We start from the raw sequence: 17,478 nt of genomic DNA, 5'->3' as shown, positions 1-17,478 counted from the left end.
CTTACCCGCGCATCGGCGGATTCAACCGCGCGAACGCCGCCTGCCGGCGATACGGAAAATACGGATACGGCGCTTCCACCGCGCTCGCCGCATCGAGCTTCGCGACTTGCGCATCGGTCAGCGCCCAGCCGACCGCCCCGAGGTTCTGCCGCAACTGTTCCTCGTTGCGCGCGCCGACGATCACCGACGACACCGTCGGCCGCTGCAGCAGCCAGTTCAGCGCGATCTGCGGCACCGTCTTGCCGGTTTCTTCCGCGATCGCGTCGAGCACATCGACCACGTCGTACAGGCGTTCGTCGTCGACCGGCGGCCCGTAGCTGGCCGTTTCATGCAGGCGGCTGCCTTCGGGCAGCGGCGCATTGCGCCGGATCTTGCCGGTGAGCCGGCCCCAGCCGAGCGGGCTCCACACCAGCGCGCCGAGGCCCTGGTCGGCGCCGAGCGGCATCAGGTCCCACTCGTAGTCGCGGCCGACGAGCGAGTAGTACACCTGGTTCGCCACGTAGCGCGTCCAGCCGTGCCGGTCGGCCTCCGCGAGCGACTTCATGATCTGCCAGCCGGCGAAGTTCGACACGCCGATATAGCGCAGCTTGCCCGCGCGCACGAGATCGTCCAGTGTCGACATCACTTCCTCGACCGGCGTGCCGGCGTCGAACGCGTGCAGTTGCAGCAGGTCGATGTAGTCGGTGTCGAGGCGGCGCAGCGCGTCGTCGACGGCGCGCACGAGCCGTGCGCGCGACGTGCCCGCGTCGTTCGGGCCGTCGCCGGTCGGCAGGCCCGTCTTGGTCGAGATCAGCACCTGGTCGCGGCGCCCCTTGAGCGCGGCGCCGAGGACGCGCTCGGACGCGCCGTCGGAATACACGTCGGCCGTGTCGAACAGGTTGACGCCGGCTTCAATGCAGATGTCGATCAGGCGGCGTGCTTCGTCGACCCCGGTATTGCCCCAGGCACTGAACAGCGGGCCGGCGCCGCCGAACGTGCCGGCGCCGAAGCTCAGGACAGGGACCTTGAGGCCGGAGCGGCCGAGCGTACGATATTCCATGAGCGTTTCTCTCGTCGTGTGAGCGCGGCGCGGCCGCGCGTCGATCGTCAGGCGACCAATGTACCGTTTGCGGCTTTCCCGGATAATCCAGAAGACGACGAAAATATCCTTCGGAAGGAGCGAACAATGCTGCTCGACAACCTCGCGCTGTTCCTGCGCATCGTGGAGAAGGGCGGGCTGGCCGCGGCGGGCCGCGAAGTCGGCCTGTCGCCGGCCACGGTGTCCGAGCGGCTGACGGCGCTCGAGCGCCACTACGGCGCGGCGCTGCTCACGCGCACGACGCGCGCGATCAGCCTGACCGACGAGGGGCGCACGCTGGCGGAGGGTGCGCGACGCCTGCTGGCCGAGGCCGATGAACTCGAAAGCCGTGTGCGGCTGGGCGTGCAGACGCTGTCGGGGCCCGTGCGGCTGAGTGCGCCGGCCGATCTCGGGCGCGAGCGCGTCGTGCCGGTCCTCGACGCGTTCCTGGCCGAGCATCCGGGCGTGACGGTCGACCTGCATCTCGGCGACGGGTATGTCGACCTCGTCGGGCAGGGGCTCGATTTCGCGATCCGTCGCGGCACGCTGGCAGACAGTTCGTTGCGCAGCCGTTCGCTCGGCCGTGCGCGGCGTGTGGTGTGCGCGGCGCCCGCGTATCTCGCCGCACGTGGCACGCCGATGCACCCGGACGAACTTGCCGCGCACGACTGCATCGTGATGCGCTTCGGCCAGGAGCTGTATGCCGAATGGCCGTTCAGTATCGACGGCGCATTGAAGCGCGTGGTGGTGCGCGGCCGGCGCGTCGCCAACGACGGGGCGCTCGTGCGCGCGTGGTGCGTCGCGGGGCACGGCGTCGCGCTGAAATCGCTGGTCGACGTCGAACGGGACCTGGCGTCGGGCGCGCTCGTCGAGGTGCTCGGCGCGTTCTCGCCCGGCGACGTGGATCTGCAGATCGTCTATCCGGGGAGTGCGGCGCAGCCGCGGCGTGTGCGCGCGTTGATCGACAGGCTGGCGGAGGCGCTCGCGTAACAGCACGTTGCCCGCGCGGCCGGCGAGACGTTGCGACGGCGATCTCGCCGCGATCGCATCGAATGCGCGACGGTGCGTGCGGGCGCGCGGCATCGCAGGCTGAAACCGCTGTTCAAGCCCATTGCACACATTTCGTCATTTAGCTAATATTCAAAACGTCAAACGAAGCCGAACCCCATGGACGACGTGATCCGCATCAGCGCCTTGGCCAACGAAAGCCGTCTCGCCGTGCTGCGCTGGCTCAAGCAGCCGCGCAAGCATTTCCCGCCGCAGCCGCACGGCGACTTCGACGAACTCGGCGTGTGCTGCACGTACATCACCGAGAAGCTCGGCATCGCGCCGGCCACGACGACGCGGCACATGCGCATCCTCGCGGACGCGGGGCTCGTGCAGGCGACCCGCGTCGGCAAGTTCACGTACTACAAGCGGATCGACGGCGCGCTGCAGCAGCTCGGCCGCGATCTCTCGCAACTCTGACCCTGACCGAGGCAACCGACATGGACGAACTCGCCCTGCTGGCCGACGCCGATCGGCGCGCGCACGCGTATCTGGCTGCAACGAACGAACGGCGCGCGTTTCCCGATGCGGCCGCGCTGGCCGGCCTCGCGGCGTTCGACGAAGCGCTGCCCGATACGGGACGCCCGGCCGACGACGTGCTGCGCCTGCTCGACGAGCACGGCACGCCCGCAACGGTCGCATCGAACGGCCCGAACTATTTCGGCTTCGTGATCGGCGCGACGCTGCCGGCCGCGGCGGCGGCCGAGCGGCTGATGCTCGCGTGGGACCAATGCGCGTCGTCGTACGCGAATTCGCCGGTGGCCGCAACGCTCGAGCGCCAGGCCGCGCGCTGGGTCGTCGAGGCGCTCGGATTGCCCGAAGGCAGCGCGGTCGGTTTCGGCACGAGCGCGACGGCCTGCACGCTCGTCGCGCTGGTGGCCGCGCGGCGCGCGCTGCTCGCGCGCAAGGGCTGGGAGATCGACGAGGACGGCCTGATCGGCGCGCCCGAGGTGAAAGTCGTGATCTCCGCGCTCGCGCACATCACGGTGAAGAAGGCGCTGCGCGTGCTCGGCTTCGGAATGAAGCGCATCGTCGTCGCGCCGGTCGATGCGCACGGCCGGATCGACCCGGCGCAGTTGCCGCCGCTCGACGACATGACGATCTTCTGCGTGCAGGCCGGCGAAGTGAACACCGGCGAATTCGATCCGTTCGCGGCATTGATTCCGCCCGCGAAGGCGGCCGGCGCGTGGGTGCACGTGGACGGCGCGTTCGGCCTGTGGGCGCGGGCGTCGTCGAAGCGCGCGCTGACGGACGGCGTCGACGGCGCGGACAGCTGGACGACCGACGGTCACAAATGGCTCAACACGCCGTACGACGGCGCGATGGTGATCTGCCGCGACGCGGCCGCGCTCGCCACCGCGATGAACAGCGACGCCGTATATTTGAGCGGCGCGCAGGATGCGCAGAAGAACCTGAACCTCGAATTCTCGCGACGCGCGCGCGGCATTCCCGTGTGGGCCGCGCTGCGCTCGCTCGGCCGCGCCGGCGTCGCGACGATGGTCGAGCGGCATTGCGCGCAGGCGGCGCGGGTCGCGGACGGCCTGCGGGCGGCCGGCTACGACGTGCTGAACCGCGTCGTGCTGAACCAGGTGCTCGTGCGCGCCGGCACCGACGAGGAAACGGCGGCGATCCTCGAAGCCGCGCAGGCGTCGGGCGACGTGTGGTTCGGCGCGACCGTGTGGCAGGGGCGGCCGGCGTTCCGGATCAGCGTGTCGTCGTGGCGCACCGAGGATGCGCACATCGATCGCCTCGTCGCATTGCTGACGAAGCTGCGCGGCGTGCACGTGGGGTGAGCGTCACGCGTCATTCGCCGCCTGAATGGTTGCGTGCGCAACGTTCTGGCATTCGATGAAGTGCAGCGCAGCCGGTGGGGTTCGCGGCACGTCTGCAAGCGTGAAAATATCGGACAATAGCCATTCCGCGCGGGCCGCGCCGGCACCGCGTCCAACCGAAGCATTCACGCTTGCGAGCTCCCCATGTCGACTCCCTGTCCCCGGGAATTGCTGAAGGCCGCCGATATCGCGAAGATGGAACCCACGCGCGCGGTGCATTCGCTCAATCCCAATGCCGTGCGTCTCAAGCGGCAACTCAGCGACCTGACCGGCCTGACGCAATTCGGCGTTCACCTGCTCACGCTGATGCCCGGTCACGAATCGGCCGAATATCACCGTCACCTGTACGAAGAAGAATTCGTGTACGTGCTGTCCGGCGCGGGCTCGGTGACGATCGGCGAGCGCACGAATGAAATCGGGCCCGGCGATTTCATCGGCTTTCCGCGCGGCGGCGAAGCGCATACGGTGCAGAACACCGGCGAGGCGCCGCTCGAATTGCTCGTCGGCGGGCAGCGGCTCGAACACGACGTGTGCGAATACCCGCGAATCGGCAAGCGGCTTTATATCGCGGGCGAGCTCGAGGAGTATGTCGAGCTGCCGAAACGGCCATGACGGTCGATTGCACGTCATTACCGGAGCAGGCCGTTCGGCCAATGAGGATGAATTCGCTTCCCGCGGCCCCGTCGCGCTTATGATGCGGGAACGCCACTGACAGGGTCCCACGCCATGGACGCGCCGCTGCCGCCGATCTCTGCCCCGATTGCCGAAACCGACACCGAAACCGCTCCAGAAGCCGAAGCCGCCGGCGAGCCGCGCGCGTCGCGCGTGCACCGGCCGGTCGCGCTCGTCACCGGCTCGACGTCGGGGATCGGGGCGGCCGTCGCGCGTCGGCTGGCGGCCGACGGCTACGCGGTGATCCTGCATTCGCGCAGCTCGGCCGGCGCCGGCCGCGCGATGGCGCGCGAACTCGGCGGCGCGTACGTGCAAGCCGATCTCGCCGACGATGCCGAACGCGTGCGGCTGATCCGCGACGCGCTCGCGGTGCACGGCCGGCTCGACGTGCTCGTGAACAATGCGGGCGTCAGCCGCGTGATTCCGCATGACGACCTCTCAGCGGCCACGCCCGACGTGTGGCGCGAGGTGCATGAAATCAACGTGATCGCGCCGTTCCGGCTGGTCGCCGAAGCGGAAGCCGCGCTGCGCGAGTCGGCGTCGCGCGGGCGGGCCGGGTGCGTCGTGAACGTCAGCTCGCATGCGGGCATGCGGCCGAAGGGCGCGTCGATTCCGTATGCGGCCGCGAAGGCCGCGCTCAATCACACGACGCGGCTGCTCGCGCGCACGCTGGCTCCCGCGATTCGCGTCAATGCGGTCGCGCCGGGGCTCGTCGATACGCCGCTGACCGCCGACTGGACGGAAGCGCAGCAGCTCTGGCGCGAACGCGCGCCGATGCGCCGCGCGGCGACGCCGGACGATATCGCGCAGACGGTCGCGATGCTCGTCGCGTCCGATTACGTGACGGGCGAGATCGTGATGCTCGACGGCGGCTTGAATCTGACGTGATGCACTGAGGCGGTGGACCCGTATGGCGTGCGTGGCAGCCGGGTCATTCGAAGGCGCTTGCGATCAGCCGAGGTTCGACCGCAGCCGCGCGAGCGCCTGATCGTGCGTGCGCTCGAACTTGAGCGGCGTGACCGAGATATACCCTTCGCCGAGCGCAACCGTTTCCGAATCCGCATCGTCGTCGCGCGGCGCGCGCGCGAGCTTCAGCCAGTGATAGTCGATCTCGCGCGGATCGCGTCCCGACACGATCTCTACACCCTGCAGCGTGCCGGCGCCCTGGTTCGTCACCTTCAGGCCGCGCACGTCGTCGGTCGGCCGCGGCGGGAAATTCACGTTGAGGCACGCGTCGCTGTCCCAGCCGGCGGCGACGAGCCGGCGGATCACGTCCGGCGCATGCGCGAGCGCGGTGCCCCACGGCACCGCGTTGCGATCGGTGAAGGCCTGGCTCAGCGCGATGGCCGGCACGCCCACGAGCATGCTCGTCATCGCCGCGCCGACCGTACCGGAAAACACCGTTTCGGTGCCGAGGTTCGCGCCGCGATTCACGCCGGACAGTACGACGTCGGGCCGGGCGCCCTTCATCAGGTGGCTGACCGCGATCGCGACGCAATCGCCGGGCGTGCCGCGCACCGCGAAGCGCCGCTCGCCCTTGCGATGCACGCGCAACGGTTCATGCAGGCTCAGCGAATGCGATGTGCCGCTCTGGTCCTCGGCTGGAGTCACGATCCACACTTCGCGCGCGAGTTGCGTGGCGACCTGTTCGAGTATGTCGAGGCCGGGAGCGTCGAATCCGTCGTCGTTGGTGAGCAGGACACGGTCGAACAGCGGGCGGGTTGCTTGCATCGGGGCGATCCTCGTGAAGGGCAATGACAGGGGAGGTGCGGTGTGGCGCAGGCCACAAGGCTAGCATTCCGGCGCGAGGATCGTCGTGTCGTGGAAGGTGCGTGCCGGTGCGGCAGTCCGGACCCGCTCAGCCGAGCAGGTAGCGCAGCAGGCCGGCCGACGCGACGCCGACGATGACCGTCGGCAGGATCGACAGGCGTGTCGCCGCGACGAGCGTGATCGCGAGCGCGAGCAGGTCGGCCGGGCGCGTCGACACGAACGCCGGCGCGATCACCGAGATCAGCACGCAGCCGGGCACGTTCTCCATCACCGACGCCATCCGCGGGCTCAGCGTGCGGTTGCGCAGCAGCACGTAGCCGAGAATGCGCGACAGGTAGGTGGTCGACGCCATCAGCACGATCGTCGCGACGGTGCCGAAATCCGGAAGCTCAGGCATCGCGTGGCTCCCACAGCAGCGCGGCGATCAGCCCCGCGCAGGCGCCGGCCGCGACATACCACGCACCGGGCAGCGCGAGATGGGTGCCCGCCGCGACGACGAGGCTCACGAACCACGGACGGCTCGCGCGCACCCCTTTCCACATCCCGCGCAGCAGCACCAGAAACACGGCCGTGAACGCCATGTCGAAGCCGTACTGTTCGACGTCGCCGATGGTCGGGCCGACCGCCGCGCCGAGCGTCGTCATCGAGATCCACGTCAGGTAGAGCCCCACGCAGATGCCCGCGTAATAGGGCACGCTGATGTGCGTGGCCGAGCGTTCGCGCGCGTCGGCGAGCGACATCGCCCAGCTCTCGTCGCACATGAAGAACAGCGCGACGAACGCGCGGCGGCGCGGCAGGCGCCGGAGGTAGGGCGCGAATGCGGCGCCCATCAGGATGTGGCGCGAATTCACGAGGAACGACATCGCGACGATCAGCGCGATGTGCGGCGGCGACGTCCACAGATGGATCGCCGCGAATTCGGAGCCGCCGCCGAAGTTCAGGCCCGTCATCATCGGCACTTCGAACAGGCTCAGCCCTTTTTGCGCAGCCTGCGCGCCGAGCACCAGCGCGAACGGCACGAAACCCAGCATGACGGGCAGCGCCGCGCGCAAACCGCGACCCATCTCGGCGACATAGGCGGGCTTGTCGCGAAGCCCGGACGACGTTGAAACGCTACTGCTCATTACTCCTCCTTCGGGGGAGGAATTGTCTGCTTTTTTGACTCGAATCGGGTTGCGTTGTCGCCATATTTTTCTCAGAATTTGGCATTGAACGCGTAATACGCGAATTTTTTGAAATCGGATGCCACATGAAACTTGACGCGATCGACCGCCGGATCCTGAACGCGCTGCAGCGCGACGGCCGCATGCAGAACGTGGAGCTCGCGCAGGAGGTCGGGCTGTCGCCGTCGCCGTGTCTGCGGCGCGTGCGGTTGCTCGAGGAAGCCGGCGTGATCGAGAAATACGTGGCCGTGCTGAACCCGGCGAAGGTCGGCAAGGGGCTGACGATCTTCACGCGCGTATGGCTGAAGGGGCAGGACGCGGAATCGGTGAACCGTTTCGCCGAGGCCGTCCAGCAGATGCCGGAAGTCGTCGAATGCCACCTGATGGCCGGCGACTGCGATTTCCTGCTGCGCGTCGTCGCGGCCGACATCGACGATTACCGGCGCTTCCAGATGGAATACCTGACGCGTATTCCCGGCGTGCTGAGCGTGAAGACCGACATTCCGATGCAGAAGGTCAAGCTCACGTCGGCGCTACCAACCTGAAGCGGGGCGGGGCGGGGCGTGCGGCGATGCGTCGACGAGCGGTCATGGCACGGTGACAATCGCCCGATAAACTGACGGGGTGAGTCGCATCGCACGGATTGCCGGTGCGGTCGCACGCCGGTCGATGTGCAAGCAACTAACGGTCGATGCCGACGCGATCGGCCGAACGGCGCTGCATAGCGCGCCAGGTCGTGCGTCGCCGCGAATGCGTTTCTTCCTGTCGAGCCCTACATGCAGCCATTCAATACGCCGTGGAATTCGCTGGAAATCGTCAAGCTCGTGCTCGGCGTGCTGACGCCGTTGTCGGTCGCCTGTCTCGGCTGGCTCGTCGCGCGCCGGCTGAAGCGGCTCGAACTCGTGCAGTGGACCAATCAGCGGCTGATCGAAAAGCGGCTCGCGCTGTACGACACGGTCGCGCCGCAGCTCAATGCGCTGCTGTGCTTCTACACGTGGATCGGCTACTGGAAGGACATCTCGCCGGACGACGTGATCCGCGCGAAGCGCGACCTCGACCGCACGTTCCACATCTACCGCTACCTGTTCGACGACGACGTGTACGACGCGTATCACACGTTCATTCATGCGCTGTTCGAGATGCATACGGGGCCGGGCCGCGACGCGCGGATTCGCTCGCTGATCCAGGCGCCCGACGGCGACCGCAGCGTGCACGGCTCGTATGCCTGGAAGCCGGTGTGGTCCGAGCGTTTCGCGACCGCGAGCGTCGTGCCGAAGGACGACGTGCTGCGGCACTACACGCGATTGATGGAGCGGCTGCGCGTCGCGCTGGGGGCGACGCGCTGACGGCTTCCACGCTTCGGCGCCTTGCGCCTCGTGCCGGTATCGAAATCCGCCACCCGGCGGCGCGGATTCGCACCCTCGCGCATGAACCGGATGCGGTGCGCGGCAACGCCTGCCATGCTCGCTCCATGTTCACTTGCGCGAGGCTCGTATGGTCGTCGACACCGGCCGCCAGCCGTCTCTGGTCCGCTCGCCCGGCGCACGCCGCGGGCGCCGCTTTTCCTTCGGTTCGCCCGAATCGCATGCGATGCCGTTGCCGGTCGAACCGGAAATCGGCGACATCGTCTTCATCCGCGTCACCGTGCGGCCGTTTCTCGAAGTGGCGAGCGCGACGCGCTCATGGACGAATCACGTTGGAATCGTCGTCGGCGAGCGCGGCGGCGAGGCGCTGATCGCGGAGAGCACGTTTCCGCTATCGCGCGTCACGACGATGTCGCGGTTTGTCGCGCGTTCCGACTGCGGCGCATGCGTGGTCGCGCGGCTGACGCAGCCGCTCGATGCCGCGCAGCGACGGCGGCTCGTCGACGCGGCGAGGCGCAGGATCGGCGTGGTGTACGACACGGGTTTCAACCTCGCGTCGCGCCGGCAGTTCTGTTCGCGTTTCGTGCGCGAGATCGTGCGCGATGCCACGCGGATCGTGCTCGGCGACGTCGAGACCTTCGACATGCTGCTGCGCCGGAATCCCGGTCATCCGCTCGGCCTCTGGAGGATCTGGTACTTCGGCCGGATTCCGTGGCGTCGCCGCACGGTGACGCCGGCGAGCTTGTTCGAGAGCGACAAGTTGCGTGTCGTGGCGGATACGCGCGAGTGCAAGGCGGATGGGTGAACAAGGGGCCGGGTACTACGCATTCGCGACGGGGTTAGTTGCGCCCCACCACCGCGAGCCGCGCCGCGAGACCCACGAATACCGACCCGAGCAGATACTGCGGCACCTTCGACGGCCGGCGGCGTGCGCCGATCCGCTGGCTCAGCCGGCTCGCGGACAGAATCACCGCGCCGTTCACGACGATCCCGATCAGGTTCAGCACCGTCGCGAGCACGAGAATCTGCACGGCGATCGAACCCTGTTCGGGCCGCACGAACTGCGGGAACAGCGCGAGCACGAACAACGCCATCTTCGGGTTCAGCAGGTTCGTCGTCAGCCCTTGGCGAAAGATCGTCGCGGTCGAGCGCTGACGTTGCGACGCGACGGGCGACAGCGCAGTCGCATCCGAACGGAATGTCTTCCACGCGAGATACAGCAGATACGCGGCGCCTGCGAAACGTACCGCGTCGTACGCGAGCGGCACCGCGACGAAGAGCTGCGACAGACCGAGCGCGGCCGCGAGCGCGTGACAGTAGGTGCCGGCCTGGATGCCCGCGAGCGTCGCGAAGCCGGCGCGCCGCCCCTGGCTCACGCTGCGGGACGCGATCAGCAGCATGTCGGGGCCGGGTGTAACGGTCAGCGCGAGACACGCGCCGGAGAACAGCGCGAGCGTGGAAAAGTCGATCATGGCATTCCCTTTTGCTGGTGCGGCGTAAAAGGGAACCCAGTTTAGGAGGGCGTGCGAGGCCGGTCAATCGAGCGAACGGACGATGGCCGGACGGCACGGATCGCGTGGCGCATGCATCGCGCATGCGCGGCCCGCACCCCTCTCACTGTTTGCGACAGGCCACCTGATAGTCGATCACGGTATTCGCGGATGGCCGGTCCGGCTCGCCGCCTACCGTCGTCACGCCGAGCACGCCGGCCGCGTTCCGGTAGCGCAGCGCGCAATACCCCATCCCGGTGCCTGAACACGCTTCGGCTTCGACGATGCCGTGCTTCGCGAGCGTCGCTGCGCCGTCCATCGCGTCCGGTTTCTCGCGCGGACGCAGCGGCTGCCAGCCATGCGCGATCAGTATCTTGCGTGCCGCGTCGAGCGGCTTGCCATACACGTTCGGCACGACCGCGTGGCCGTTGCAGTGTGTGCTTTCGGCGGCGACGCGGGTCAGCCGCAGTTCGCCGTTGTGTTCGTGCAGCTCGCCGACGGGCGGCGCCGGGCCGTCGCCGCCCCAGATCAGCAGCGCGCCGCTTTCCAGCCGATCGGCCGAGCCGAGCTGCCAGTTGGCCTTGCGTGCGGTGTAGCCGAGCGCGACGAGCGTCGTGCCGTCGAATACGCCGATATTGCCGTTGCGCGCGAAGCAGATCGCGCTCGTGCCGGCGCTGAATCCGCTCGCGAACGTGACGACCGTGTATCGTCCGAGCGGTGCCTCGGACGTCACGATCCAGTCGCGCTGCGCGACCTCGCGGCCGGCCGCCGTGGTCGTTTTCGCGCGATATTGCGTGCAGAACGGATCGAGCGAACCGTTTTCAGGCGAGCGCGGCAGCGTGCCGAATGGCACGAGCGACGCCCCGGCGATATCGGAGCCCGTGCGCAGCGGCTCGGCCGATGCCGTGCCACCGAACGTGACACTGGCCAATACCGCGATCGAAACGATCGAAGCAAGATGGCGGATGAGCGGTGACGCAATGGAAAGAAACACCCAGACTGTCCCCGGGGAAAGTGGAACGGGCGCGGCAATCGCGCTTTTTCGCCCGTATGTCACGGTCGCGCGCACCGCCCGGCGGCACGCCCACGTGCCGCCGCCGACTCTCAGCCGTTCGCGACGACGTCGATGCGCAGCGCATCGCCGCCCGCGACGATCGCCAGCAGACGATCGACGTTCGGGTGCGCGCCCGGACGATTACGTGCGTCGGCCGTATGTTCGGCGAACACCGCGAGGCCGTGTTCGGCCGCCTTCGCGTCGAGCGTGCCGAACGCCTGCTTCAGATAGTGGTACACCGCGAGCGAGCCCTGCTTGCCCGGCTGGTTCTCGATGGTCGCGACCACGTCGCCGTTCGCGCCGACGAGATCGATGCGCGCGATGCCGTCGATGGCCGGCAGTTGCGCGAGGTTGTCCTTGAATACTTGAGTCGGTTGAATCACTGAAAACACTCCGTCGGTTCGGTCATCGGCCAAGGTGCGTGGCCGGCCGTATCTTATCCGATCGGCTTGGTCGCGCCGCCGCCGCGGCACGCGTCGTACAGCGCGCCCGGCATCGCGACGCCGAATACCGCGTCGATCATCCGCGTCACGTTCGCCGGCGATGCCGCCGTGCCGACGCGTGCGGCGTCATGACCGCCCGGTACCGGTCAGCACACCCGCCTCGCGCGCGCGCTCGATGTCGGGGCTGCGATACGCGTGCTCGGGAATGTCGGCGAGCCGCGACGGATGCATCTGGCGCGGCGCCAGCCCGTAGAACTTCTGGAAGCTCATGATCAGCGGCGACCACTTGTCCGGATCGATGCGGTCCGGATGACCGTCCATCAGCAGGTCGGGGTGCGCGTGCACGCGCTGGATGCGCATCTCGAACACGCGAATGCGGCCGCGCAGGTCGGGCATGTCGTCGCCGATCCCGTATGTGGCCGCGACGACCGCCTCCATATGCACCGGGCATTCGAGCGCGCGCGGCGGCGCGACCGTTTGCGACGCGGCCTCGGTGAACCCGGCCGTGCCGAACTTGTCGGGTTCGAATACGTAGCCTTTCGCGCGCTTGCCGTCGGGCACCGGATACGTGCCGGTCGTGCGCGCGATCCGGTCCACCGCGTCCGCCTGCGCCGACGACGGCAGGTTCAGCACGCATTCGCCGGTGCGCAGCAGGTTGCGGGTGGTCTGCGAACTGGCGGCGATGCCGATCACGCCGCGCCAGCCGAGCCAGAACGCGGACGAGATCGGCGCGAGATTGGCCGTGCCGTTTTCGTTCAGCGTGCTGACCAGCACGACGGGCGTGCCGAAGTAGAGGATGTTCGGTTCGGTGACGCAATGCGGCGCATTCATGGTCGAGTCCTTCGTTGACGGGATCGGTTCTCATGCTGAACCCGTCGCGGCGACGCGACGCTCCGAATCTTGTCGTGTCATTCCGAACGGTGCGCAAAAAGGCGCCGGCGCCGCGCCGGACCGAGCCGGCAATGCGCGGGCTTTTCCGCTACAGTAAGAAATCGAAGGCCGCGCCCGCTTTGCATCACGCGGGCGCGCGCAGTCACGTTCCGCCAACGCACACGAGGGCCTGATGGACACCGAGCAACGCTACACCGCCAACGCGCCGACCCGCGCGGAAGTCGACGCACTGGGCGGCGCAACCGTCATCGAATTCGGCGCGAACTGGTGCGGGATCTGCGCAGGCGCGCAGCCCGCGATCACGGCGTCGTTCTCCGCGCATCCTGCCGTGCGGCACCTGAAGATCGAGGACGGCCCCGGCCGTCCGCTCGGTCGCTCGTTCGGGGTGAAGCTGTGGCCGACGCTGGTATTCCTGCGCGATGGGGTCGAAGTCGCGCGCGTCGTGCGCCCCGCCGACGCGAAGCAGATCGAAGCCGACGGCTTCTCGGCGCTGACCTGAGGTCACGACGATGCAACAGGCCATCACGCACGTCGGCGTCGATACGCGCGGCAGCGGCCTCGTCGAAGTCACGCAGCAGGTGCGTGCGTTCGTCGACCAGCAGGCGATCCGCACCGGCCTGCTCACCGTGTTCTGCCGCCATACGTCGGCGTCGTTGCTGATCCAGGAGAACGCGGATCCGTCGGTGCAGCGCGATATCGAACGCTATTTCGCGACGCTCGCGCCCGAGGACGACACGCGCTACGAGCACGACACCGAAGGCGCCGACGACATGCCCGCGCATCTGCGCACCGCGCTCACACAGGTGCAGCTGTCGATTCCGGTCGAGCACGGGCGCATGGTGCTCGGCACGTGGCAGGGGATCTATCTGTTCGAGCATCGTCGCGCGGCGCACCGGCGCGACATCGTGCTGCATCTGATCGGCGAGTAGGCAAAGCCGGCGAGCGGGCTAGCGGACGGAAACGCAAGCGGACGGAAACGCGTAACGCCGCGCCCGCGCGCGGCTCAGGCGAGCAGCTTCTCGACGAGCGCGCCGAGTTCGCGCAGGTGAACCGGCTTCGGCAGGAACGCGTCGAACGCCCGCTTGTTCTCGCGCAGCGCCGCCGATTCATACGCGCTGACGCCGAGAATCGCCGGATGCCGGCCGTCGTCGTCGGGCTCCGCCACCGCGCGAATGCGCCGCGCCACGTCGAATCCGCTCAGGTCCGGCAGTTCTAGATCGAGCACGACGAGGTCGTAGCGGCCCGTACCGAAGCGTGCGACGCCTTCCTGCCCGGTGCCGCACAGATCGGCCTCGACGCCGAGCGCCGACAGCATCGCGCCAAGCGTCTCGCGCGCGTTGTCGTTGTCGTCGACCACCAGCGCGCGCCGGTCGCGGTGCGGCAGCACGGGCGGCAGCGCGGGCACGTCGCCGGTCGCGGTGCCGGCCGTATCGACGCCGGGCACTTCGACCGGCAGCGTCACGACGAACTCGCTGCCTTCGCCGACCGCGCTGCGCACGTCCACATGCCCGCGCAGCGTCGTCACGATTTCGCGCACGACCGCGAGCCCCATGCCGATCCCGTCCACGTGCAGCCCGACCGCGTCGTTCGCGCGATAGAACGGCTCGAAGATCTTCGACAGATGCTGCTTCGCGATGCCGGCGCCGGTATCGCGCACGGCGATCTTCACCTGCTGGCCGGCCGGCGCATCGGCGAGCGTGATCGCCACCGTGATCGAGCCGCCGGCCGTGTACTTGACCGAGTTCTCGATCAGGTTCGACAGCACCTGCCGCAGCAGCTTGCGATCGGAGCGGATCGCGAGGCCGGGCGGCTGGACGCGCTGCGTGACCGTGATCCGTTTCGTCGCGATCCTCTCGCGCAGCGGTTCGAGCGCCTCGGCAAGCAGCGGCGCGATGCCGACGGTATCCAGTTCGGCGACGCGTTTCGTCGAGCGCAGCTTGATGTAGTCGGTGAGGTCCTTGACGAGCGCTTCCAGCGACAGCGCGGAATTCTGCAGCCGCCGGATCGTCTTCAGGTTCGCGTCGGACTGCGGGCGTGCGAGCAGGATCTCGATCGATCCGCAAATCGCCTGCAGCGGCGTACGCAGTTCGTGGCTGACCATCCCGAGGAACGCGTTCTTGGCCTCGATCATCTCGAACGCGCGGTCGGACGCCTTGCGTTCCGCATCGAGCGCCGCGTTCTGCCGTTCGAGCAGGTCGTCGCGCGTGCGCATCGTATAGAACAGCAGCAGGAACAGCGCGCACAGGATCACACCGAGCACGATGCCGAGGATCAGGATCGCGCGCTGCTTGTCCTTCAATTGATGGAACGTGAAATCGCGCTGCGCCATTTCGATCGCGCGGAAGGAGTTCGCGAGGCCGTTGACCTTCGGCCAGTACGCATTGACTTCGTCGATCACCTGCCGCGCCTGCTTCGGCGAATCGCGCAGCAGCGGCACCTCGCGCTTCAGGCGCGTCATGAATTCGCCGAGCGCGTCGATCTCGTTGCGCGCGCGCGGGATGCGCAGCCAGTATTGGGACACTTCGGACGGCCGCTGCAGGAACCCGAACGACACCGACAGGCTGTCGAGCTGCATCTGCACGTGATCGAAATCGTCGTCCTCGCGCGTCGCGTAGAGAATCAGCTGCCGGTCGAAGCGCGTATAGACGTTGCGGTATTGCGCGGCGGTCCAGAACACGCCTTCACGCGGCCCCTCGAGCACGCCCTCGTTGACCGAGGTGGCGAGGAGATCCCACAGCAGGAACGCCCACGCGGCGAACCCCATGATCCACAGCGAGCCGAGGATCAGGATGATCTTTCTATTTTTCCATCGCCGCCGCGTCATGTCACTTCACGGTCAGACCGATGATCTGCCACGCGAACTTCGCTTCGCCGAGCGGCGTCTTCAGCTCGTCGGGATACTGGTCGCGCGGATACATGATCCACAGCGGGCCGTAGTTGTCGTTGCCGAGCACCTTGCCGTTCATCGTCCGCGCGAGGATCACGCCGTACCTGGCCGCATCGGACACGGGAATCGTGAACGTGTATTCGTCGATGCAGCGGAATTCGATCTGCGTGCCGTGCGCGCCGACCGTCTTCAGCACGTCGGACAGGCGCGGGCCCGTGAAGGCGGCCTTCGGCGTCCAGCTCGTCGACGTGACGATCGTATGTTGCGGCAGCGCCATCAGCGCCTGCTCGGAAAAGACGTAGGTCATCTTCCCCTGCTGGTTGCTCTTGCTGATCTTGCCGTCGACGGTGAACGTGAACGACGACGCGGCCCATGTCGCGGCGGCCATCCCGAGCAGGCAGGCCGTCAGCAGGCTTTGGGTCCAGATGGTTGAAACGCGCATGTCTTTTCCTCGGTCTGGTGATGCGTGTAGCGGGTTGTCGCGCCGGTCGCCGTTCCCGGCGCCCGGTTCTCAGTTCGTCGCCGTCGCCGCCGGCAGCGTGAGCTTCAGCTCGCGGGCGACTTCCGCGAACAGGATCGGCAGGCGCACCGGCTTTTCTTCGCAGCGCGCGTTGTAGTGCGACACGATGTGCGCGATCTCGTCCTCGCTCGCTTCGCCGGTCGAGATCTTGCCGGTCAGCAGGAAGATCGGCGCGCCGCTGTTCTCGCTCGAGCGGATGCCGCGCACGAGTTCGGCGGCCGTCTGGTCGCCGAGCATCCAGTCGAGGATGTAGCCGTCGAAATCCTCGACTTCCAGCGCCTTGCGGAAGCTCGCGCCGTCGAAGTACGGAATCGCGTTCACGCCTTTCTCGATGAAATATTCACAGACCGTTTCGGCGACGTCGTGCGAATCGTCGACCACGGCGATCCGAGCCGCATACACGTTCGGCTGCGCGGAGCGCAGCTCGATCACGTCGACCGGATACGTGCGGCCCTCGCGTGCGTGCTGGCGTTCGGTGACGATCCATTCGCCCTGCCACTGCAGCGCGACGAAGTCCGTTTCGATCTGGCTGGTGGCCTTCGTCGAGATTGCCGCGCGGCAGCGCAAGCGCTTCGATTCGATCACGAACGTCGCGTCGATCATCTCGGCCGCGGCCGGCTGCGTGCCCTTGTCGTCGAGCAGGATCGCGGGCGGCACGCCGAAGTGCGTCGCGATGTCCTGCAACTGCGACAGGTTCCACGGGATCAGGCCCTTCATCTTGCGCGTGACGACCGAGAAGCTCAGGCCGAGCACGTTCGCGATCGTCGTGTTGTGACTTCGCGGCGGAATGCCGTTCCGGTTCAGGAGATCGCGCACCTTGTTGGCGGTGATGAGATCGACGTTGGCCTGCTCGGTGGTGGACATCTCGATGGGGTCTCCAGGGGTTTTGGCGAGGAAGAGCATATCAAAGCTGACGCGTCACGCAAACTTTAAACACGCGAAGGGCCTTGACATGCCATTTTTCTCCATTATTATTGCTCACCACGTCACTATTGTTTGTCGCGTCATGTTTGGAGCGCGATGCCGGCACAGTCGGGGCAGCGAAAAGCGGCGGCAATGAAACAGTGACGGAACGATTCGAAGAGAGCCTGAGAGAGCCTAGGGATGCGTGTCGGCGTTGGCGGATGGAATTGTATCCGCTGCGCCGCGCGCAAACCGGGTACGAGCTCGCGGGGTGGAATAGCTCGAAGCATTGCGGCGCCGATAAAACTTGAGGAAAGTACCCATGTATCGCCGTTTACTCGCACCGGGGCTGCTGTTGCTGCTGGCTGCGTGCGCGCAGGATCCG

General features: G+C 67.5%; 22 protein-coding genes. 10 read left to right on the top strand and 12 right to left on the bottom strand.

Features of this window, described 5'->3' with window-relative positions:
- Position 1: 1 nt before the first annotated feature.
- Entirely contained in the window at positions 2-1,039 is a 1,038-nt protein-coding gene (locus tag J8I33_RS27265) for an aldo/keto reductase (RefSeq protein ID WP_089489995.1), read from the bottom strand.
- Between the two features lie 126 nt (positions 1,040-1,165).
- Between J8I33_RS27265 and J8I33_RS27260 the strand changes: the two genes are divergently transcribed.
- The 3 genes from J8I33_RS27260 to J8I33_RS27250 all read left to right on the top strand — a co-directional run bounded on the left by J8I33_RS27260 (position 1,166) and on the right by J8I33_RS27250 (position 3,897).
- On the top strand, positions 1,166-2,047 hold the full coding sequence (locus J8I33_RS27260) for a LysR family transcriptional regulator (protein WP_124556766.1): 882 nt from the start codon (positions 1,166-1,168) through the stop codon (positions 2,045-2,047).
- A gap of 177 nt (positions 2,048-2,224) precedes the next feature.
- Positions 2,225-2,524, top strand: a complete 300-nt coding sequence (locus J8I33_RS27255; protein WP_050017894.1) for a metalloregulator ArsR/SmtB family transcription factor — start codon at positions 2,225-2,227, stop codon at positions 2,522-2,524.
- A gap of 20 nt (positions 2,525-2,544) precedes the next feature.
- Positions 2,545-3,897: a pyridoxal-dependent decarboxylase gene (locus tag J8I33_RS27250; RefSeq protein ID WP_050017893.1), complete on the top strand. Its 1,353-nt coding sequence runs from the start codon at positions 2,545-2,547 to the stop codon at positions 3,895-3,897.
- Positions 3,898-3,900: 3 nt separating this feature from the next.
- Here J8I33_RS27250 and J8I33_RS27245 read toward each other — a convergent pair whose 3' ends face one another.
- Positions 3,901-4,065: a hypothetical protein gene (locus J8I33_RS27245; protein ID WP_209925838.1), complete on the bottom strand. Its 165-nt coding sequence runs from the start codon at positions 4,063-4,065 to the stop codon at positions 3,901-3,903.
- A 15-nt stretch (positions 4,066-4,080) separates the two neighbouring features.
- On the opposite strand from J8I33_RS27245, the gene J8I33_RS27240 reads away from it, so the two are divergent.
- Complete coding sequence (locus tag J8I33_RS27240; protein ID WP_124594904.1) at positions 4,081-4,548, top strand: cupin domain-containing protein; 468 nt, start codon at positions 4,081-4,083, stop codon at positions 4,546-4,548.
- A gap of 114 nt (positions 4,549-4,662) precedes the next feature.
- The gene (locus J8I33_RS27235; protein WP_209939456.1) at positions 4,663-5,496 is read left to right on the top strand and encodes an SDR family oxidoreductase; all 834 of its coding nucleotides are present in this window, start codon (positions 4,663-4,665) and stop codon (positions 5,494-5,496) included.
- Positions 5,497-5,559: 63 nt separating this feature from the next.
- On the opposite strand, the gene surE is transcribed toward J8I33_RS27235, so the two are convergent.
- The 3 genes from surE to J8I33_RS27220 form a co-directional block, all read right to left on the bottom strand.
- Positions 5,560-6,339 carry a 5'/3'-nucleotidase SurE gene (gene surE, locus J8I33_RS27230; protein WP_209939455.1) on the bottom strand — a complete coding sequence of 260 codons (780 nt, stop codon included), beginning with the start codon at positions 6,337-6,339 and terminating at the stop codon, positions 5,560-5,562.
- A gap of 127 nt (positions 6,340-6,466) precedes the next feature.
- The gene (locus J8I33_RS27225) at positions 6,467-6,775 is read right to left on the bottom strand and encodes an AzlD family protein (protein WP_050017889.1); all 309 of its coding nucleotides are present in this window, start codon (positions 6,773-6,775) and stop codon (positions 6,467-6,469) included.
- A complete protein-coding gene (locus J8I33_RS27220; protein ID WP_209925836.1) occupies positions 6,768-7,502 on the bottom strand; it encodes an AzlC family ABC transporter permease in 735 nt (244 codons plus the stop codon). Before J8I33_RS27220 ends, J8I33_RS27225 begins: the two co-directional genes overlap by 8 nt.
- Before the next feature lie 125 nt (positions 7,503-7,627).
- On the opposite strand from J8I33_RS27220, the gene J8I33_RS27215 reads away from it, so the two are divergent.
- The 3 genes from J8I33_RS27215 (at position 7,628) to J8I33_RS27205 (ending at position 9,710) form a co-directional block, all read left to right on the top strand.
- Positions 7,628-8,086: an Lrp/AsnC family transcriptional regulator gene (locus J8I33_RS27215; protein WP_124556760.1), complete on the top strand. Its 459-nt coding sequence runs from the start codon at positions 7,628-7,630 to the stop codon at positions 8,084-8,086.
- 231 nt (positions 8,087-8,317) lie between these two features.
- Entirely contained in the window at positions 8,318-8,887 is a 570-nt protein-coding gene (locus J8I33_RS27210; RefSeq protein ID WP_050017887.1) for a hypothetical protein, read from the top strand.
- 148 nt (positions 8,888-9,035) lie between these two features.
- Positions 9,036-9,710, top strand: coding sequence for a YebB family permuted papain-like enzyme (locus tag J8I33_RS27205; protein ID WP_124556758.1), 675 nt, complete (start codon positions 9,036-9,038; stop codon positions 9,708-9,710).
- 34 nt (positions 9,711-9,744) lie between these two features.
- Here J8I33_RS27205 and J8I33_RS27200 read toward each other — a convergent pair whose 3' ends face one another.
- The 4 genes from J8I33_RS27200 to J8I33_RS27185 all read right to left on the bottom strand — a co-directional run bounded on the left by J8I33_RS27200 (position 9,745) and on the right by J8I33_RS27185 (position 12,723).
- Entirely contained in the window at positions 9,745-10,377 is a 633-nt protein-coding gene (locus tag J8I33_RS27200; RefSeq protein ID WP_209925835.1) for a LysE family translocator, read from the bottom strand.
- A gap of 142 nt (positions 10,378-10,519) precedes the next feature.
- Positions 10,520-11,389, bottom strand: coding sequence for a PASTA domain-containing protein (locus J8I33_RS27195; RefSeq protein WP_209925834.1), 870 nt, complete (start codon positions 11,387-11,389; stop codon positions 10,520-10,522).
- A 110-nt stretch (positions 11,390-11,499) separates the two neighbouring features.
- Complete coding sequence (locus J8I33_RS27190) at positions 11,500-11,832, bottom strand: DUF2322 family protein (RefSeq protein WP_124594909.1); 333 nt, start codon at positions 11,830-11,832, stop codon at positions 11,500-11,502.
- Between the two features lie 186 nt (positions 11,833-12,018).
- A complete protein-coding gene (locus J8I33_RS27185) occupies positions 12,019-12,723 on the bottom strand; it encodes a flavin reductase family protein (protein WP_124654351.1) in 705 nt (234 codons plus the stop codon).
- Positions 12,724-12,955: 232 nt separating this feature from the next.
- On the opposite strand from J8I33_RS27185, the gene J8I33_RS27180 reads away from it, so the two are divergent.
- Together J8I33_RS27180 and J8I33_RS27175 are read left to right on the top strand one after the other, a co-directional pair.
- On the top strand, positions 12,956-13,282 hold the full coding sequence (locus J8I33_RS27180) for a thioredoxin family protein (RefSeq protein WP_124556755.1): 327 nt from the start codon (positions 12,956-12,958) through the stop codon (positions 13,280-13,282).
- Positions 13,283-13,292: 10 nt separating this feature from the next.
- Complete coding sequence (locus J8I33_RS27175; RefSeq protein WP_124556754.1) at positions 13,293-13,712, top strand: secondary thiamine-phosphate synthase enzyme YjbQ; 420 nt, start codon at positions 13,293-13,295, stop codon at positions 13,710-13,712.
- A gap of 74 nt (positions 13,713-13,786) precedes the next feature.
- Here the strand turns inward: J8I33_RS27175 and atsR are convergent, their stop codons facing one another.
- The 3 genes from atsR to J8I33_RS27160 all read right to left on the bottom strand — a co-directional run bounded on the left by atsR (position 13,787) and on the right by J8I33_RS27160 (position 17,054).
- Positions 13,787-15,607: a hybrid sensor histidine kinase/response regulator AtsR gene (gene atsR, locus J8I33_RS27170; protein WP_209939454.1), complete on the bottom strand. Its 1,821-nt coding sequence runs from the start codon at positions 15,605-15,607 to the stop codon at positions 13,787-13,789.
- 1 nt (position 15,608) lies between these two features.
- Entirely contained in the window at positions 15,609-16,112 is a 504-nt protein-coding gene (locus tag J8I33_RS27165; protein WP_209925830.1) for a molybdopterin-dependent oxidoreductase, read from the bottom strand.
- Between the two features lie 69 nt (positions 16,113-16,181).
- Positions 16,182-17,054 carry a helix-turn-helix domain-containing protein gene (locus J8I33_RS27160; RefSeq protein ID WP_050017877.1) on the bottom strand — a complete coding sequence of 291 codons (873 nt, stop codon included), beginning with the start codon at positions 17,052-17,054 and terminating at the stop codon, positions 16,182-16,184.
- Positions 17,055-17,478 lie beyond the last annotated feature (424 nt).

It is taken from the genome of Burkholderia sp. AcTa6-5 (genome assembly GCF_017815075.1).
Lineage (GTDB): Bacteria > Pseudomonadota > Gammaproteobacteria > Burkholderiales > Burkholderiaceae > Burkholderia > Burkholderia sola.
Note: the sequence above shows the minus strand (reverse complement) of the source record. Positions and strands in the feature narration are given on the sequence as shown.

What these genes read in the sequence shown, in the direction of transcription:
- J8I33_RS27265 (WP_089489995.1), bottom strand. Translation starts at nt 1,039, where the DNA reads ATGGAATATCGTACGCTCGGCCGCTCCGGCCTCAAGGTCCCTGTCCTG.
- J8I33_RS27260 (WP_124556766.1), top strand. Translation starts at nt 1,166, where the DNA reads ATGCTGCTCGACAACCTCGCGCTGTTCCTGCGCATCGTGGAGAAGGGC.
- J8I33_RS27255 (WP_050017894.1), top strand. Translation starts at nt 2,225, where the DNA reads ATGGACGACGTGATCCGCATCAGCGCCTTGGCCAACGAAAGCCGTCTC.
- J8I33_RS27250 (WP_050017893.1), top strand. Translation starts at nt 2,545, where the DNA reads ATGGACGAACTCGCCCTGCTGGCCGACGCCGATCGGCGCGCGCACGCG.
- J8I33_RS27240 (WP_124594904.1), top strand. Translation starts at nt 4,081, where the DNA reads ATGTCGACTCCCTGTCCCCGGGAATTGCTGAAGGCCGCCGATATCGCG.
- J8I33_RS27235 (WP_209939456.1), top strand. Translation starts at nt 4,663, where the DNA reads ATGGACGCGCCGCTGCCGCCGATCTCTGCCCCGATTGCCGAAACCGAC.
- surE (WP_209939455.1), bottom strand. Translation starts at nt 6,339, where the DNA reads ATGCAAGCAACCCGCCCGCTGTTCGACCGTGTCCTGCTCACCAACGAC.
- J8I33_RS27225 (WP_050017889.1), bottom strand. Translation starts at nt 6,775, where the DNA reads ATGCCTGAGCTTCCGGATTTCGGCACCGTCGCGACGATCGTGCTGATG.
- J8I33_RS27220 (WP_209925836.1), bottom strand. Translation starts at nt 7,502, where the DNA reads ATGAGCAGTAGCGTTTCAACGTCGTCCGGGCTTCGCGACAAGCCCGCC.
- J8I33_RS27215 (WP_124556760.1), top strand. Translation starts at nt 7,628, where the DNA reads ATGAAACTTGACGCGATCGACCGCCGGATCCTGAACGCGCTGCAGCGC.
- J8I33_RS27210 (WP_050017887.1), top strand. Translation starts at nt 8,318, where the DNA reads ATGCAGCCATTCAATACGCCGTGGAATTCGCTGGAAATCGTCAAGCTC.
- J8I33_RS27205 (WP_124556758.1), top strand. Translation starts at nt 9,036, where the DNA reads ATGGTCGTCGACACCGGCCGCCAGCCGTCTCTGGTCCGCTCGCCCGGC.
- J8I33_RS27200 (WP_209925835.1), bottom strand. Translation starts at nt 10,377, where the DNA reads ATGATCGACTTTTCCACGCTCGCGCTGTTCTCCGGCGCGTGTCTCGCG.
- J8I33_RS27185 (WP_124654351.1), bottom strand. Translation starts at nt 12,723, where the DNA reads ATGAATGCGCCGCATTGCGTCACCGAACCGAACATCCTCTACTTCGGC.
- J8I33_RS27180 (WP_124556755.1), top strand. Translation starts at nt 12,956, where the DNA reads ATGGACACCGAGCAACGCTACACCGCCAACGCGCCGACCCGCGCGGAA.
- J8I33_RS27175 (WP_124556754.1), top strand. Translation starts at nt 13,293, where the DNA reads ATGCAACAGGCCATCACGCACGTCGGCGTCGATACGCGCGGCAGCGGC.
- atsR (WP_209939454.1), bottom strand. Translation starts at nt 15,607, where the DNA reads ATGACGCGGCGGCGATGGAAAAATAGAAAGATCATCCTGATCCTCGGC.
- J8I33_RS27165 (WP_209925830.1), bottom strand. Translation starts at nt 16,112, where the DNA reads ATGCGCGTTTCAACCATCTGGACCCAAAGCCTGCTGACGGCCTGCCTG.
- J8I33_RS27160 (WP_050017877.1), bottom strand. Translation starts at nt 17,054, where the DNA reads ATGTCCACCACCGAGCAGGCCAACGTCGATCTCATCACCGCCAACAAG.